12 protein-coding genes and 2 tRNA genes are annotated in these 15,118 nt (G+C 62.3%); 7 read left to right on the top strand and 7 right to left on the bottom strand.

The genetic code is table 11. The features are described 5' to 3' along the window. Positions 1-31: 31 nt before the first annotated feature. The 4 genes from ACIQWO_RS25115 to ACIQWO_RS25100 form a co-directional block, all read right to left on the bottom strand. Complete coding sequence (locus ACIQWO_RS25115; RefSeq protein ID WP_402830007.1) at positions 32-1,381, bottom strand: lipopolysaccharide biosynthesis protein; 1,350 nt, start codon at positions 1,379-1,381, stop codon at positions 32-34. A gap of 1 nt (position 1,382) precedes the next feature. Further along, entirely contained in the window at positions 1,383-3,077 is a 1,695-nt protein-coding gene (locus tag ACIQWO_RS25110) for a glycoside hydrolase family 44 protein (protein WP_402830005.1), read from the bottom strand. Next, positions 3,055-4,365, bottom strand: coding sequence for a hypothetical protein (locus tag ACIQWO_RS25105; protein WP_402830002.1), 1,311 nt, complete (start codon positions 4,363-4,365; stop codon positions 3,055-3,057). Before ACIQWO_RS25105 ends, ACIQWO_RS25110 begins: the two co-directional genes overlap by 23 nt. A 125-nt stretch (positions 4,366-4,490) precedes the next feature. Then, a complete protein-coding gene (locus ACIQWO_RS25100; RefSeq protein WP_402829999.1) occupies positions 4,491-5,207 on the bottom strand; it encodes a polysaccharide biosynthesis/export family protein in 717 nt (238 codons plus the stop codon). Positions 5,208-5,463: 256 nt separating this feature from the next. Between ACIQWO_RS25100 and ACIQWO_RS25095 the strand changes: the two genes are divergently transcribed. The 3 genes from ACIQWO_RS25095 to ACIQWO_RS25085 are packed head-to-tail and all read left to right on the top strand — an operon-like array spanning position 5,464 to position 9,811. Continuing rightward, positions 5,464-7,599, top strand: coding sequence for a GumC family protein (locus ACIQWO_RS25095; protein WP_402829996.1), 2,136 nt, complete (start codon positions 5,464-5,466; stop codon positions 7,597-7,599). An 18-nt stretch (positions 7,600-7,617) separates the two neighbouring features. Beyond that, positions 7,618-8,607: a DUF6492 family protein gene (locus ACIQWO_RS25090; RefSeq protein ID WP_402829994.1), complete on the top strand. Its 990-nt coding sequence runs from the start codon at positions 7,618-7,620 to the stop codon at positions 8,605-8,607. Positions 8,608-8,620: 13 nt separating this feature from the next. After that, complete coding sequence (locus ACIQWO_RS25085) at positions 8,621-9,811, top strand: acyltransferase family protein (RefSeq protein WP_402829991.1); 1,191 nt, start codon at positions 8,621-8,623, stop codon at positions 9,809-9,811. 19 nt (positions 9,812-9,830) lie between these two features. Here ACIQWO_RS25085 and ACIQWO_RS25080 read toward each other — a convergent pair whose 3' ends face one another. The 3 genes from ACIQWO_RS25080 to ACIQWO_RS25070 form a co-directional block, all read right to left on the bottom strand. Then, the gene (locus ACIQWO_RS25080) at positions 9,831-10,055 is read right to left on the bottom strand and encodes a hypothetical protein (RefSeq protein WP_039393487.1); all 225 of its coding nucleotides are present in this window, start codon (positions 10,053-10,055) and stop codon (positions 9,831-9,833) included. A 132-nt stretch (positions 10,056-10,187) separates the two neighbouring features. Beyond that, positions 10,188-10,263 (bottom strand) — tRNA-Glu (locus ACIQWO_RS25075). A gap of 17 nt (positions 10,264-10,280) precedes the next feature. Beyond that, a tRNA-Ala gene (locus ACIQWO_RS25070) sits at positions 10,281-10,356 on the bottom strand. A 223-nt stretch (positions 10,357-10,579) separates the two neighbouring features. Between ACIQWO_RS25070 and ACIQWO_RS25065 the strand changes: the two genes are divergently transcribed. From ACIQWO_RS25065 to ACIQWO_RS25050, 4 genes are all read left to right on the top strand, one after another. After that, positions 10,580-11,773, top strand: coding sequence for a hypothetical protein (locus tag ACIQWO_RS25065; RefSeq protein ID WP_402829987.1), 1,194 nt, complete (start codon positions 10,580-10,582; stop codon positions 11,771-11,773). Beyond that, on the top strand, positions 11,764-12,903 hold the full coding sequence (locus ACIQWO_RS25060; protein WP_402829984.1) for a hypothetical protein: 1,140 nt from the start codon (positions 11,764-11,766) through the stop codon (positions 12,901-12,903). The genes ACIQWO_RS25065 and ACIQWO_RS25060 overlap by 10 nt, the downstream gene beginning before the upstream one ends. A 50-nt stretch (positions 12,904-12,953) precedes the next feature. Then, on the top strand, positions 12,954-13,604 hold the full coding sequence (locus ACIQWO_RS25055) for a hypothetical protein (RefSeq protein WP_402829981.1): 651 nt from the start codon (positions 12,954-12,956) through the stop codon (positions 13,602-13,604). Positions 13,605-13,667: 63 nt separating this feature from the next. Further along, positions 13,668-15,065 (top strand): CsgG/HfaB family protein, encoded by a 1,398-nt coding sequence (locus ACIQWO_RS25050; protein WP_402829978.1) that lies wholly within the window; start codon positions 13,668-13,670, stop codon positions 15,063-15,065. Positions 15,066-15,118 lie beyond the last annotated feature (53 nt).

Genomic DNA, 15,118 nt, shown 5'->3' with positions numbered 1-15,118 from the left:
TGTCACATCAATGCCGCGCTTAACCACCGGCCTAACGACGCGACAGTCGCCCCGCCGTCCACCGCCAGAGCGTCGCGAACGGCGACACGCCGAGCAACCGGCGTGCGGCCCATGCGGCGGCGGCACCGTTGACGGCAATCGCCAGCGACGCCGCAACCGACGCGCCGACACTGCCACCCATCGGCGTGAGCGCCGCCAGCCCCACGAGCAGCACCACAACCGACACCACGTTGATGCGCATCAGCGCGCGCGTGTGCGCCGTCATGCCGAGCAATTCGGGCATCGCGGTGAAACACGCAGCAGCGATCTGACCGAGCGCAAGCACGCGCAAGGCGCTCGCACCATCGTCGAACCCGTGACCGAACAACCCCAGCAGGAACTGCGGAATGACGAGCATGCCGAGCGTGACCGGCAACGCCAGACACAGCACCAGCCCGATGGCCTGCGCCGCGCTCCGCTCCAGCCCCGGGAGATCCTGACGCGCGTAAAGACTGGCGAATCGCGGTGCGGCCATGCCGGTCACACCGCTGATCAGAATGTTGACGACCAGCGCCAGACGCCACGCCAGCGCGAACAAACCCGTCTCGCGCGACGACGCCACAATCCCCAGCACGATGGCCGGTGCCGACGTGATCAGCAGCTTGGTGAGTTCGAGGGAGAACAGCGACAGACCCGGCTTGAGCAAGCCGGGAATCGGGCCATGCGGCTCACCCGCAGGCACGTCGCGCAGGAAGCGGCGAAGCAGCACCGCGCCCACCAACGCGGCCACCGTGAAGCTTGCAGCCGTGAGGATCAGCGTGTTGACGACCGTCAGCTTGCCCGTCGCCACCAGCGGAATCGCCGCCACGCAGAAGATCGCAGGCCACAGCCACGAGTAGATCATCTGACTGAAGCCTACGCGCTGCAATCCGGCGAGCGCACCGGCCACCGCCGCGCCCATGTTCTGCGGGATGAACGAAAGTGCACCCAGCATCAGCGGCACGACAAGCTCGGGCTTCTTCAGGATATCGTTGGCAAAGAGCGCTGCTCCGCCAGCAAGCAGCAACGAGACGGCCGCCGACGCAATGAACACATGCATCAGCGCGCGACGGATCGTCGGGCGTACGGCGGCGAACTCGCCCGATGCGATGTCCATCGCCAACTGACGCGTGAGCGCCTGATCCATCCCGAGACGCCCGAAGCCTGCGAGCGCGACCATCGTGCTGAAGACGATGTAAAAGTTACCGGTCTCGACAACGCCCAGCGCCGCCGCAATCAGCAGGTGAAAGCCGTAGCGGCTTGGCAAATCCAGCAGCCGCACGCCGAGGCTGATCACACTGCCGCGCAGCATCGAAGCCCCGGATTTCGCGGACGGCGCGGACGTGTTCGGCCTGTCCGACATCTCAGTTCACCGCCTTGCGAAGCACGAATAGCAGAATGCTCTGCGGCGGCAGATCGGCGCGCAACGCGCCGCCGGAATAGGTGACGTCCGGCTGACGCGTCAGCTTGTTATCCGCCAGTTGCCAGACTTCACCCGTGCCCGACGCAGCGAAATTGGCGAGTGAGATGTTGGCCTGCGCCGCACGGTCGAGTTGCTTGTTGACGACGACGACGGTCAACGCGCCGTCCTTCGGACGCACTGCCGCGAACGCCGACACCGTATCCGGATCGGGGACGGTGGCCGACACGCTGGTCGAGCCGAATTCGCCGCCGTGGCCGTCGTAATTTCGATACAGCTTGATCGCCTTGTAGACCGGCATCGACGGATCGAGCGTGCCCCAACGGGTGGCCATATCCAGCTTCTCACGCCCGAAGATACCGAGGATGTCGGCCTGCGCCGTCGCCCCGTTCATGCGCGTATCCGCGCCCCAGTTGTACTCGGTCAGCGCGATGGGTGTGCCGGGGTAGTAATACGTGTCGACCCACTGACGCATCATCGGAATCAGTGCGACCACGCTGTTGATCCACGTCGGATCCTTGTAATTCGGATCCCACAGATTGCGGGTCGACCGGTTACGCATGAGCGCGATCTCAGTCGAATTGCCGTCGGCCGGTTCCTCGTACTCTTTGCTTTGCGGGTAGAAGTGCAGACTGAAGATGTCGACCGGACGACCGGCTTTCTTCCATTGCGTAAGCAGCCACGGAATGTACGGCATGCCGCCCGTCTCGCCCAGACGGTCCGGTGCTTGCGCGTAACCGTGCGTGACCGAATGCTGCTGGTCGAAACCGCTGTACAGGTAGCCGTTCCAGCCCCACTCTTCCGGCGCGAGCACCTTGGCACTCGGGTCTGCCGTCTTCACCGCACGCGAATACGCGATCACCTTGGCAGCGATCTCGCTGGCGTGTGCGCCCGTCGGATGGGAGTTGTTGTGGATCAACTGCCACAGACTCGGCTCGTTATCCATCGCGTAATACTTCACACCGCCCGTGCGCGCCGGGCCGAACTGCTGCACCAGCGCCGTCACGCGGGCCTGCTGGCTCGCGGGATCATCGGGCACGGTGGCATCGTCCGGATCGTTCTTGACGAGTGTGCCGTCGCGCAGAATGCCGTTGCCCGCGTCGGTCATGCCGTCCACGTCGTGGTTCTGCTGCGGGCCGTACTTGGCGATGGAGAAGCTGGCCAGCCGGTCGCGCGAGCGCGAGAGCGTGGCCACACGGCCGAGCATGGAGATGGTGACGATCGGCTGCGCACCTGCGGCCTGCGTCAGCGCGACAAAACGGTCGCCGAACTGGTCGTTGATGTCCGCCGGATTGACGGGCAGGCTCTCGTAATACCAGTCGCGACCGGCGTTACGCGCGTCGAGCCGCCAGTTGTACGCCGACGCACTGTTGCCGCCCGAGCGGTTCAGCGGCGCGCGCAGATCCTGCAGCATCGCGGTCGTACCGAAATTGATGCCGTAGATCAGCGGACTGATCGGATGCCGGTTGGCTGCCGCGTCCACGGCGATCTCTACGGGCAACGGTCCGCCGGGCGTGGCCTTGGTGCACGCGGCGGACGACAGCATCACGCCCGCGGCCGCAAGCTGAATCAGACGGGGAATGACGCGGGAAAACGAGGAAGACTGGGAAGACGCACTACGGCGCGGCAACACGCGCATGGAGACTCCGGGGGACGGCACGACGGTCGAAGCCACCCACACGCCACACGTAGACGAAGATCGCCAGAATCACGGCGGTCTCACCCGGGGCGAGCGTTGGCGGATAGAAGAAGGACACCAGCAGCACGAAGACCAGATAGTCGTACAGCGCGCCGAGGAAATCGTCCTCGACTTCCGCACGCAAGCGTCGATAGAAGAACAGTCCGCGCAACTGGAAGCACAGAATGACGAACGCGCCGATCAGGCCGTACTCGAACACGATCCCGAGCCACGTAATGTCGGCCAGGAAGAAGAAGTGGTGGAAATAGGTCGTCAGCGTATCGCCGCTCGCCGGGCTGATCGTGCCTACGCCGAAGAGCCAGCGCAGCGAATCGTTGCCAAGGAAGCGTGTCGCCAGCGCCGCCGAGATGCGGCGCGTATCGAAACCGGTTTCCGCGTTGGCGCTGAAGATGGTCGCGAGATACCCCATCGAGAACACGCCCACCAGCACAATCGGGGCCACGAGCATCAGCCCGATGCGCGCACGCGGGCGCGCCCACACGAACGTGTTGATGACGAGCACGCCCATGATGCCGATGGCAAGCGCGCGCGATTTCACGATCAGCAGCGCCACCGCCAGACCGATCAGCACACTGATCAGGTAGCCGACGTGACGCTCGAAGAACGCACGGCGATAGCAGAAAAACAACAGAATGAACGGGAAGTACATCGACATCCGGATGCGATGCCCGCGACTGTCGCTCGTGAAGAACGGCGCTTGTCCGAAAACGTAGGTTTCCTTGTACCAGCTTGCGGGTACCAGCAGCCACATGAGAATCAGCGCGCCGACGATGACCGCGCCGAGAATCACGAAACTGCGTCCCAGCTCATGCAGCGTGGGCTTGAGCATGAGCAGCAACGCGAGAAAGGAAAAGAAATACAGAATCGGCAACAGCTTCACCTGCGCTGTCACGCTGGTGAAAAAACTTTCGTGGAAGTAGATCACCGCCGCAAAGCTCGGCACCAACACGAGCCACGCGAAGCTCAGCAACACCTGACGCGTGATCGGAAAACGCGGCTGACTGCCGAGTCGCAGCACAAGCGGCAGCGTCAGGATCGGGAACGCTTTGGAGAGCGCCCACAGCGGATATAGCGCCGTGATGTAGTGGAACGTCTGACCGAACATGGGCAGCAACACCACAAGCAGGCCGACGACGAACGTGCGCGGCAAACCACCCGAGAAGACTTCCGGCACGTCGTCGACTGTGTCGATCGTGTCGGGCATCTCACCGGGCAGGGTGGGCTTCATTTCGAAAGAGGGCTGCGCAGCTGTCACGAAGCGGTTGAAATCGGTAAGTAGACTTGACGGGTTTGCACTACGCACTCGACACCGTCAGCCGTCGTGAACATCGTGCGACGGCTGACGTCCGGCGATCAGAAGCTGCGAGCGCCGTTGATGTCGTAGTTGACGTTCTTGTTGAACGGCAGTGCCTTGTTGATGTACTGGTCGACCCACAGATCCACTTCGGCGATGGACGACTTCGGCACAAAGATAGTGTCGTTCGATTGCAGAACGATGTCCTGCGCCGGATCGCCTTGCTGCGTGAGCGTCTTGATGTCGACAGTACGCAACATCGGACGACCGTCCGGGCTGCGACGAATCAGCACGACTTCGCCGGTACGTGCGGTATCGAGCAAGCCCTGCGCGGTGATGATCGCCTGCATCACGCTCATACCCGGCGTGAGTGCGAGCTCACCCGGCTTGCCGACTTCACCGCCGACGAAGACGTGCGCAGCCGTTTGCGTGACGGCGACCATCGCCATCGCGTTGGCCGTCATGTGGTTGTTCGCAAGCGCTCGGTTGACCGTATCGCCGAACTGCGCGAGCGTCTGACCGGCCGCAGGCAGATTGCCTGCGAACGGCATCGCGACGGTGCCATCGGGAGCCACACGGCCCTTGTAGTTGAGTTCGATGTTGAAAGGCAACACGACGGAAATGTCGTCACCGGGCAACAACTTGTACTGCGTCGGCGTGGCGTCGACCCACGTCGCGAAGCGATCACGTTGTTGGTATTGAGTGTCGACCCAGGTGTGGGAGCAGGCCGTCAGCGTCATCAGCGCCAGTACGCAGGCCGGGCGGAGCATATTCATGGGACAGATGGCACGAGGCCTAGGTGGTTTCACGGTTTGGACCGTACTCTAGTGCACTTCTGCCGTCTCGCCAAGCACGATAAATCAGCGTCGGATTTACGATAATGCCCGATTTAGGGGGACTTTAAGGGGACTTTCTTGCGTAAGATATGCGCCTTGAAACCATTAACCATGGCCGGGCAACCTTTCCGCTTCTTGCATCCCTATGGCAATTACGACTAGAACAAGGCCTGACCGGCACGCCGCGGTCGTCGACGTGACGATCCGGGACTACCTCAACACACTTTTCTACTACCGCAAGATCGCGACGACGGTGTTCCTCGCCATCGTGGCGCTCGGCGTGCTCATTGCGCTCTTCGTGCCGATTCCGTATCGCGCACAGGCCACGCTGCTCGTGCTCAATGCGGGGTATTACGACCAGACGAACAATCCGAACGGCGGCGTCTCGCTGCAACCGCCGCCGGGGCAGCTGAACGGCGTGGAAGCGCAGATCCTGTCGAGTCCGGAACTGCATCGGGACGTCATTCTCTCGAAGCTCGGACCGGGTGCGACGGCCAGCGACATCGACCGCGAATTGCAGAACTTCGAGAAGCGTCTGCACATTGAGCAGAACGATCTCGCCAACACGATCACGCTGACGTATTCGGATACGGACCCGAAGGCCGCCGCCGATGCGCTGGCGCGCCTGCTCGACAAGTATTTCCGTCAGCGCGCGTCGATCTTCACGCAAGGTCGCGTCAATCTGCTGGTCAGCCAGCGTGACGACGTGGGCAAGCAACTCGACAAAGCCGACGCCGATCTGCTCGCGTTCCAGAAGAAACACGGCATCGTGAAGATCGACGATCAGACGTCGCGCGCCGTGTTGCTCGAATCGCAACTGGTGCAGCGCAAGCTCGAAACCGATGCGAAGCTCGCGCAGGACCGTAGCGAATTGAAGTCGTTGCAGACGTCGACGAAGGATGTCCGCACCACGATTCCGATCTACACGGACGACTCCGAAACCAGCCGCGCGATCAACATTCTGCAAGGCTCGCTGAGCGAACTCGAGAACAAGCGTGCGGACTTCGCGTCGCGCTACATGGCGACGTCGCCATTCGTCGTGCAGCTCGACAAGCAGATCGCCGACATGCGCGCGAACATCGCGAAGCAGCGTCAGGAAATGATGACGGCGACGCGCATGGGGCATAACAACTACTTCGACGTCGTGCAGGAACGTCTGGCCGTACTGAATGCCAGCATTGCCGGTGGTGTCGCACAGCAGACTGCGCTCGAAGCCCAGATCAAGGAAACGCGCGACAAACTGCAAGGCATGAGCGACGTGTCGAGTCAGCTCAGCCAGTTGCAGGCGCGTCGCGACATTCTTGCCGACAGCTTCAAGGACCGCTCGCGCCAGGTCGAACTCGCTCGTGTACAGCAGGGTCAGGTCAGCCAGATCAACGGCACCAACGTGCGCGTGATTCAGGCGCCGTTCCCGCCGTCGCAACGCAGTGTCTCGGCCAGTCTGCTGATCGCTGCATCGATTGCCGCAGGCTTGCTGATCTCCGCCCTGACGGTGCTGATCCTGTCGAGCATGCGTGAGACCTTCCTCAGCCCCGAACAAGTCGAGCGCGCCCTGCTGCTGCCGGTGGTGAACGCCCCGGTGTTGTTGGGCAGCGATCGTCGCGGAGCTGCCGCAGGCGCAGCAGGTGGCGCAGGCGGTGCTGGCGCGAACGTCGAACCGGCTTACGCGCGGCCAGCACATCTGGCTTACGGCCGCATGATTGCCGCGATCAACAGCAGCACGGACGGCGTCGCCAAGGTCGTGATGGCGCTGTCCACCGGCAAGAACGACGGTCTCTCGTCCGTCATTCAGGGCCTGACCAGCGAACTCGAACATCGCTCCAGCAAGCCGATTCTGATTCTCGACATCGCTTCCACGCCGGATTCGCCGATGTACGGCAAGCCGAACGCCCAGGGCCTGCTGGAGTGGCCGTCGAACGGTGGCAGCGGCACGGCCAGCGTCGACGCGGTCAAGCCGACCGGCACGGACGAATCGAGCGTACTGACCGATCTGACGTTCACGCGTGTCGACCGTCACAATATTGTCGTGGCACAGCCTCACAGTGGCGCGGTGCCGTCGTCGTGGCAGTTGGTCACGCGTCTGTTCGACGCCCTGCGTGAGTCGCACGACTACATCGTGGTCCATGCGCCGCCGTCGAGCCAGTCGTTCACCGGCATCGAAAACGCCCCGCTGGCCGACGCTACGGTGCTGGTCGTGCGCGCGGAAGCCACGCGCAAGCCGGTCATCGCCGGGCTCAAGGCGCAGGTCGAAGACGCAGGTGGACGTTTGATCGGCGTGGCGCTCACGCATCGTCGCGGTTATATTCCGAGCTTCATCTACCGGTTCTTCTAGTCGTCGGTTCAGCCCAACATGCAACAAATCAGCGCGATTCTGCCGATCAAGACACGAGGACGTCACTACGCCGACAACATCGGCCGATGCGACATCCTGTTCTCGTCGTTGCGTCACTTCACGACGCCGTCGCTGTTCCATCGGTTCGTGATCATCGTGCCGCACGACGAAGTGGAGGAAGTGCGCGGCTACGCGAAAGCGTGGTCCGACTTCCCCATCGAAGTGATCGACGAATCGCTGTACATGGGCGCGTTCAACGAGTTCTCGCAGCGTCACCAGATTCGCAACTGGCACCGTCAGCAGATCATCAAGATCAATGCGCCGGAGTGGATCGAGACGGAGTACTTCCTGATCTTCGATCCGGACTGCTTCGCCACGCACAGCTTCGACTACGACTCACTGATCGTCGACGGCCGCGCGATTACGCACCTCAAGGGGCGCAGTGTCGAGCCGTACTACTGGGAAGCGTCGGCCAAGCTGCTCGACGTCGATCCGCACCTGGATCGCGAAGGCGTGTGGTGGACCCCCGCCACGCTCTCGCGCTCGCTGTGTGTGTCGTTGCAGGAGCGGCTCGAAGCCGTGAACGGCACCGACTGGAAGCGCGTGCTGCTCGCGAACTACGCTATCGACTGGACGGAATACACGCTGTACTGGCTCAACGCCGAACGGGCCGGGTTGCTCGACAAGTACCACACGCAAGCGGTGCCGCCGCAGCGCACGCTGCACGCAGACGAAAGCGTGTGGTTTGCCGACAAGATGCAGGAGTGGGACGCCGCTCACTACTTCGCGCCCGAGAGCGACGGCCTGTTCGCCGTGGTTCAAAGCAACACGAAGATCCCGCTCGATCAGGTGGTGACAAAACTCTCGCCGTATTTCCCGATCAAGATTCAGCCGTACGACCGTCACGTCGATCCGGTGCTCAAGGGCGCCGAGCTATACTCCGCCGTAGTCCGCAAAGGACTGAAGATGGTCCAGAAGCTGCTGGGCAACGGAACGGGTATCAAGTGACCGGGGTAGTTTGATGGGCAGTCGCAAGACGGGTAATGGCGTGGACAGTGCAGTGAACACGGCAGTAAGCAGCACCAAAGGCCGGATGGTCGGCATCGAGATTCTGCGTTTTTTCAGCGCGTTCGCGGTGCTGATCTGGCATTACCAGCATTTCTTCTTCCGCCCGGAGACGGCGTCCATCGACGTCGTGCGCGGCGCCCAGCCGCTCTACTCGCTGCTGCATCCGTTCTACGATTTCGGATGGCTCGGCGTCAACGTCTTCTGGACGATCTCCGGCTTCATCTTCTTCAATCGCTATTTGTCGAAGATCGTGGCGCGCAAGGTCTCCGGCGGCCTGTTCTTCCTGAATCGCTTCTCGCGGCTCTATCCGTTGCATATCGTCACGCTCGTCGCAGTGGCGCTATTGCAGGCGTATTACGTGCGTGAGAACGCCGCGTTCTTCATCTATCCGTACAACACACCGTACGATTTCTTCGTCAACGTGATCTTCGCGTCCGGCTGGCTCACGCCGTACACCGACTCCTTCAACGGGCCGGTGTGGAGTGTCTCGACGGAAATCGTGATCTACGTGGCGTTCTTCCTGCTCGCGCGCTTCTGCCGTATCGGGCTTGTGTGGACGTTGCTGCTGATGTGCGCGTCGGCGGCGGCGGGCGGATGGCTGATCCATCTGCAGATCAAGGGCAGCGAGTCGAATATCGTCTTCTGCGCCTTCTATTTCTTCATGGGCGGCGCAGTGCACCTGATCTACGAGCGGTTGCGCGACGTGATCGAGCAGCATCGTCGTACGACGGTCGTGCTGTGCTGTCTGGCCTATGTGGCGCTGATCGCGTTCTGCGCGGTCTTCGGCGGGACGAAATATCTGGCGGCGACGGTGATCGCGCCGGTCTCCATCGTTCTGCTACACGCGATCGAGCCGTGGATTCCCGAGCGGCTGGCACGGCCCATCGCCGATCTGGGCAATACGACCTATTCCAGCTACCTCATCCACTTTCCGCTGCAATTGACGACGGTGATCGTGTTGCACCGCCTGGGCATGTCGAGCGCGACGCTCGCCCTGAACCCGTGGTTCCTGGCGGCGTATCTGATCGCGGTGTTCTCGCTCGCGCGCTGGGTGTTCCGTGTGTTCGAAGCACCGGCGCAGACGTTCCTTCGGCGGCGTCTGGCGTGGATCGGCGGGCGCTCGGCGACGAACGCCGCCCGTTAGCCAGCCAACCCGCTAACGCTCAATGATGGTGATGGTGGTGATGCGACCAGAGCGGGTCCATCGAGTCGACGAACGATGCGACCGCGTCCTTATCGCCCGTGGCGTGGCGCATCAACTGGCCGCACTTGCACCAGCCCTGATAGGGCGTGATGTGTGAGCACGCGGTCGTCTTCTGCAAGTACAGCGTGACGGGTTTGGCGCACTTGGTGCACTTGAACTTGAGGGTGAGCGCGGGTTTGCTCATCGAAAACTCCAAAAATACGCAAAAAAGCCGGATGTCGTGAAGACACCCGGCTTTCTGTTTTGCATTACCGACGCTGTGCGAATCTGACGCCGGTCGACTTCGATGTGCCAATGTCACACCGTTGCCGTTAGATGGCGTCCCCTAGGGGATTCGAACCCCTGTACTCACCGTGAAAGGGTGATGTCCTAGGCCTCTAGACGAAGGGGACAAAAATTGTCATTCGTTTGGTGGAGGTAAGCGGGATCGAACCGCTGACCTCTTGCATGCCATGCAAGCGCTCTCCCAGCTGAGCTATACCCCCGTGCGAAGAGGCGTGACTATAGCGCATTTGGGGAAAACCCGCAACTCCACCCGGCAACAGACCCCGGCAACTCGCGTACATACCCCCTACATGACGTCTGGCAAAGTACCTATCAATTTAGATAGGATGTCGACGCATTTCATTGACGGAAAATCGTTAGTAATCCAGTATTCCGCGATCTCGCATCCGTTAGTTGCGGATGCGTAACGGGGAGCATAACAATATGAAAGCCGACGGGTTTCTCTTCCGTCTTGCTGTCGCTATTTCGACGGCATTCTCGATAACGTTTGCGGGGCAGGCTCAAGCCCAGACGACGGATAAGACCGTCACCTTTGCAGGCGCAGCCTACGGCGGCGACGCCGCCAGCATCGACAAACGATTTCCCTATTCGCGTGCTTACGAAGCCAGCCTGAAGGCGACGGGCGACTCGCCCTACAAGCGTCTGCTGGCCGCCGTGAATCAGAATCCTGCGCAGCACTTCAAGCTGACCACGGGTCCCATCGATCAGCTCAAAGGGCGCGATCAGGCACTCGTTGTGTCGCTCGTCGTCAATACCGAGACGGTCTCCGTCGAACGCTTCGGTGCGATTCGCAAACTCTTCGTGCTCTTGCGCGGTCAGGTGCTGTTCTTCGACTTCAAGTCGATGACGGTGCTGCGCTCCTATCCGGTCAGCTTCGGCTACGTCGACAACCTCGACCACGAGCCGACGCGCGCCGAGGTCCTCGACCGGGTGCGCATGGTGTACGACGGCGCGAACGGCAAGCCCGGACTGTACGCGCGCTTCGCGTCGTCCGTCGCCGAGGCTCAGTTGCCCGATCAGGCCCCGCGCTACCTGCAAGTCACCCACGTCGACGTGACGCCCGAAGCCGCCGCATTCCTGCCCGACTATCTGAAGGCGACGCCTGCCGCCGCCCAGACCTGGGTCGCCGACATGGTGAGCGAAGCCATCTCCACGCGCATCGGCGTGCCGGTCGTGCCGTACTCGAAGGGCTACGCCATCGGCAACGTGATGTCGATGCAGATCATGGACGGCACCATCTACAACCTGAAGCTGCCGCAGCCCGATTACGAAATCGACGTCTCGCTCAAGAACTTCAAGAAGATCAAGTACAGCGAAAACGCCGTGGGCACCGCGTACATCTACGGCAGCTATGCGGATATCGCCATTCGCGAGCCGCTGACCGGCGCGACGTACCTCAACACGTCGCTCAAGAACGGCGAAGTGAAGCCAGTACCGGCGTCGCAAACGTGGGTGGACGATTTCCCTGCGTATTACGACTCCGTCAACGGACTGTTCGTGAAGCTGGCCGAATCGGTGGCCGGTAAGGACACGTCATGGGTGAAGTCTGCCGCTTCGGCGTCGGACATTTCGTCGCAAATCGACAAGACGATGGGATTGATGAAGCTATGCAAGTGATGAAGAAACTGATGCTGATGTTCGCTGCGGCGCTGTTCGCATCGAGCGCGATGGCCCAGGTGCAGCAAGCCCGCGGCAAGGCGACCGTGACCTACGAAGGCTGGTCGATCTCGCGTGACGACAAGGCGCGCGCCCTGTCGGCCGCGCAACTGAAGGCCGTGGAGTTCTACTACGCCGAAGCGGGCGAAGCCGAGTCGGAGAACTTCGACGCGATTCGCCAGAAGATTCTCGCCGAGCCGGATCGCTACATTCTCGATTCGACGATCCTCGCCGAAGACGAGAACTCGGACAAGAAGCAATACACGGTGGCCGTGCGCGTCTCGCTCAACGTCGCCAACCTGCGCAACGCCGTGAAGTCGAACTCCGCCGTCGTCAAGGGCGGCCCGGCCGCACGCTCGCCGCTCGCGTTCATCTTCGTTTCGCGCGAAGTCGGCACGTCGCGCGCTTACGACGACCGCGTCTACAAGCGCATCGACCGTAAAGCGGACGTGAATGCGCAAGTCAGCGCCTCCGAGCAAGGCGTCGAAGGCGAGAACATTCGCGGCAATTCGATTGGCACGAATGCGTCGACGAACTCGAAGGTCGCAGCGTCGGTGCATAGCTCGGCGTCGGTCGAGACCGGCGGCAGCACCACGCGTCGCGCCACCGATTCGACCTACCACCTCATTCCGAGCGCCAACCTGTCGCAAGTCTTCACGTCGACGTTCGCGAAGGCGGGCTTCAAGGTCAACGAAGCGGCGCTGGTCGAGCCGTACACCGGCGGGCAGTTCAAGGTCGCCAACGTCGAGAACGACTACAAGAGCGGCATGGATCTGAAGCCAGCAACGCTCGCGTCGATGGTCAATGGCATGCGCGTGGCGAAGATGGCTTACATCGCGCTGGGCACGCTCGACGTCGGCCTCGCCGACCGCGATCCGAACTCCGGCCTGATGCGCGTGGCCGTCACGGTCAACGCGAAGCTGCTCGACATCGGCCAGACCATTCCCGACACCGTGGCGTCGGTCGGCCCCGTGCAGTACGCGGGCACCGGCCCGACGGAAGAAGAAGCACGTACCAATGCGCTGCGTCTGGCGGCCAACAACGCCTCGCGCGAGTTGACCAGCCAGATCACCAATCTCAGCTTGCGTTAATTGCACGACTCACTAAACCGTTTCATTCATCCCCTGTGGAGAAGACGTTCATGAAGAAGATCATTGCCTGCGCCGTTGCAGCCGCATTCGTTGGTGTTTCGGGCGCTGCGTACGCCCAGCTCGGCGGCCTGACCAGCCTGGTCGGTGGTGGCAGCAAGTCGGACAGCTCGGTGGACCTGAGCGGCCAGCAAGCCACGCTCGTGAAGAACTACGTCGCCGCTAACGTCGACGTGCTCAACGCGAACGCCAAGATGGGCGAAGCACTGGGCCTGAAGACGCAAGCCGAGCAGGCCGCTGCTGTCGTGGCGCAACTGTCGTCGGGTTCGACGCAGGATAAGGATTCGGCGTCGAAGGCCGTGAATGCCGTGGGCGACACGAGCGGCGCGATCGCTGCAAAGCTCAAGGAAAAGCCGGTGCTCGACGACGCTTCGAAGAAGACCTTCGCACAGGGCCTCGGCCACCTCGCGCTGGGCATGGTGCACTACGCTGGCATGCGTAACGACGTCACGTCGATGGGCACGAACATGAAGAGCGCATCGCCGATGGCGCTGACGTCGCTGGGCGGCGCAGCTTACGTCGTGTCGAACTTCCCGGGCTCGATGACGGAAGCTGGCAAGGCGCTCAAGAACGCCATCGACTTCGCGCGCAGCAACGGCATCGAAGTGCCGTCGGACGCCACGAAGGCCCTCGCCGCTCTGTAAGCACGGCAAGCCGACATCACACATAACAACGACATGATGCGTAAATCGCTCACGGGGGCCCTGGTGGCCCTCTTTTTTATGGCGGGCTGCTCCGAAAAGGCGGCTGACAATTCTCAGACGCAGGCCCCTGCCTCGACACCCTCCGCCGCGGCTTCGGTGCCGGATGTAGGCAAGGTCGAAACCGAGAAGGTGACGGCCTCGGGCTTCGGCGACACCGCTGGCGAAGCCACGACGGAAGCCATGAAGCTCGCGCTGTTGCAGGTCAACGGCGCGGTCGTGCAGGCCCAGAGCGTCGTCGCCAAGTATGGCCTCGACGTCAGCCTCGGTCAGGATTCGGCATCGCTGCGCGCGAATGCCTTTGCCGAAGTCGTCGCACAGCGTTCGGGCGGTGTGATTCAGCACCTGCGCGTGCTGAGCCTCGATGAACCCGGCGTGCTCAACAAGCGCTTCAAGGCCACCATCGAAGCCGACATCGCGAAGTTCAAGCCGTCTGCCGACATGCAGAAGCTGAAGGTCGTCGTCGGTCCGGTGCTGTTTACGCAGGATCGTCTGCCGATGGGCGACATCGCCGTGCCGTCGAGCGAAGTGGCGGCCGTGCTGCGTCAACGCGTGAGCGATGCGCTGGTGCAGACCGGACGCTTCGCCGTGCTCGATCGCGAGATGAGCCCGGAGATCGAGCATGAACTGGACATCATCGCGTCCGGTCAGGCCCCGAGCGCCGAACTGACGAAGCTCTCGCAGGCAGCCAGCGCGGATCTGGTGTGGAGTGCGCGCGTGAGTGCGTTCAACTACACCCGCATGGCCCGCCAACTGCGCACGAGCGATCGTCAGCTCGTGAGCTATTCGGGCGGCTGGGCACTCTCGCAGAAGATGGTGAACGTGGCGACGCGTCAGGTCACGGCGGCCGGTTCGCTGAGCAACGCGATGCCTGCGACGGCCCCGACCACGCTGAGCAACGGTGTCGACAGCCAGCGCATTCTCACCGAGATGACCGATCAGGCCAGCAAGGCGATCGTGAGCGCGATTCTGCAATCGACGTTCCCGATCACGGTGCTCGCCCGCGACGGTACCAATGTCGTCGTCAGCCAGGGCGGTCAGGCGCTGCGCGAAGGCGGCCGTTACGCGGTCGTGGCGATGGGCAACGAGTTCAAGGATCCGCAGACGGGGCAAAGCCTCGGCCGCACCGAGAACCCGTGCTGCGAACTGATCGTGGAGCGCGTGACGCAGAATCTGTCGTACGGCCATCTGGACAGCGTGCGACCCGGTCTGAACCTCGATTCGCTGCCGATTGCCGGTCTTCAGGTGCGCGGCGAGTTGACGGGACATCCGGCACAAGCGTCGCAGCAGGCTGCGGCGCAAGCCGGGACGCAGGCCGTAGCATCGGCCGGTCCGAAGGCTGCGAAGAAGTCCACGCCGTCGGCTGGCGCTCAGGCAGCGCCCGCGCAGGACGACAAGTGGTAAGACCCCATGCCCGTCGCGTCCGTCCGATACAAGGGCGCGCGACGACGGCGTAT

Origin of the sequence: Pandoraea sp. NPDC090278 (assembly GCF_044772185.1) — a bacterium.
Taxonomy (GTDB): Bacteria; Pseudomonadota; Gammaproteobacteria; order Burkholderiales; family Burkholderiaceae; genus Pandoraea.
The sequence above is the reverse complement of the archived record's forward strand: the minus strand, read 5'-3'. Positions and strand labels throughout refer to the sequence as shown.

Bases quoted from the DNA above. Each gene is read 5' to 3' on its own strand.
- ACIQWO_RS25115 (WP_402830007.1), bottom strand. From the start codon at position 1,381: ATGTCGGACAGGCCGAACACGTCCGCGCCGTCCGCGAAATCCGGGGCT.
- ACIQWO_RS25110 (WP_402830005.1), bottom strand. From the start codon at position 3,077: ATGCGCGTGTTGCCGCGCCGTAGTGCGTCTTCCCAGTCTTCCTCGTTT.
- ACIQWO_RS25105 (WP_402830002.1), bottom strand. From the start codon at position 4,365: ATGAAGCCCACCCTGCCCGGTGAGATGCCCGACACGATCGACACAGTC.
- ACIQWO_RS25100 (WP_402829999.1), bottom strand. From the start codon at position 5,207: ATGAATATGCTCCGCCCGGCCTGCGTACTGGCGCTGATGACGCTGACG.
- ACIQWO_RS25090 (WP_402829994.1), top strand. From the start codon at position 7,618: ATGCAACAAATCAGCGCGATTCTGCCGATCAAGACACGAGGACGTCAC.
- ACIQWO_RS25085 (WP_402829991.1), top strand. From the start codon at position 8,621: ATGGGCAGTCGCAAGACGGGTAATGGCGTGGACAGTGCAGTGAACACG.
- ACIQWO_RS25080 (WP_039393487.1), bottom strand. From the start codon at position 10,055: ATGAGCAAACCCGCGCTCACCCTCAAGTTCAAGTGCACCAAGTGCGCC.
- ACIQWO_RS25065 (WP_402829987.1), top strand. From the start codon at position 10,580: ATGAAAGCCGACGGGTTTCTCTTCCGTCTTGCTGTCGCTATTTCGACG.
- ACIQWO_RS25060 (WP_402829984.1), top strand. From the start codon at position 11,764: ATGCAAGTGATGAAGAAACTGATGCTGATGTTCGCTGCGGCGCTGTTC.
- ACIQWO_RS25055 (WP_402829981.1), top strand. From the start codon at position 12,954: ATGAAGAAGATCATTGCCTGCGCCGTTGCAGCCGCATTCGTTGGTGTT.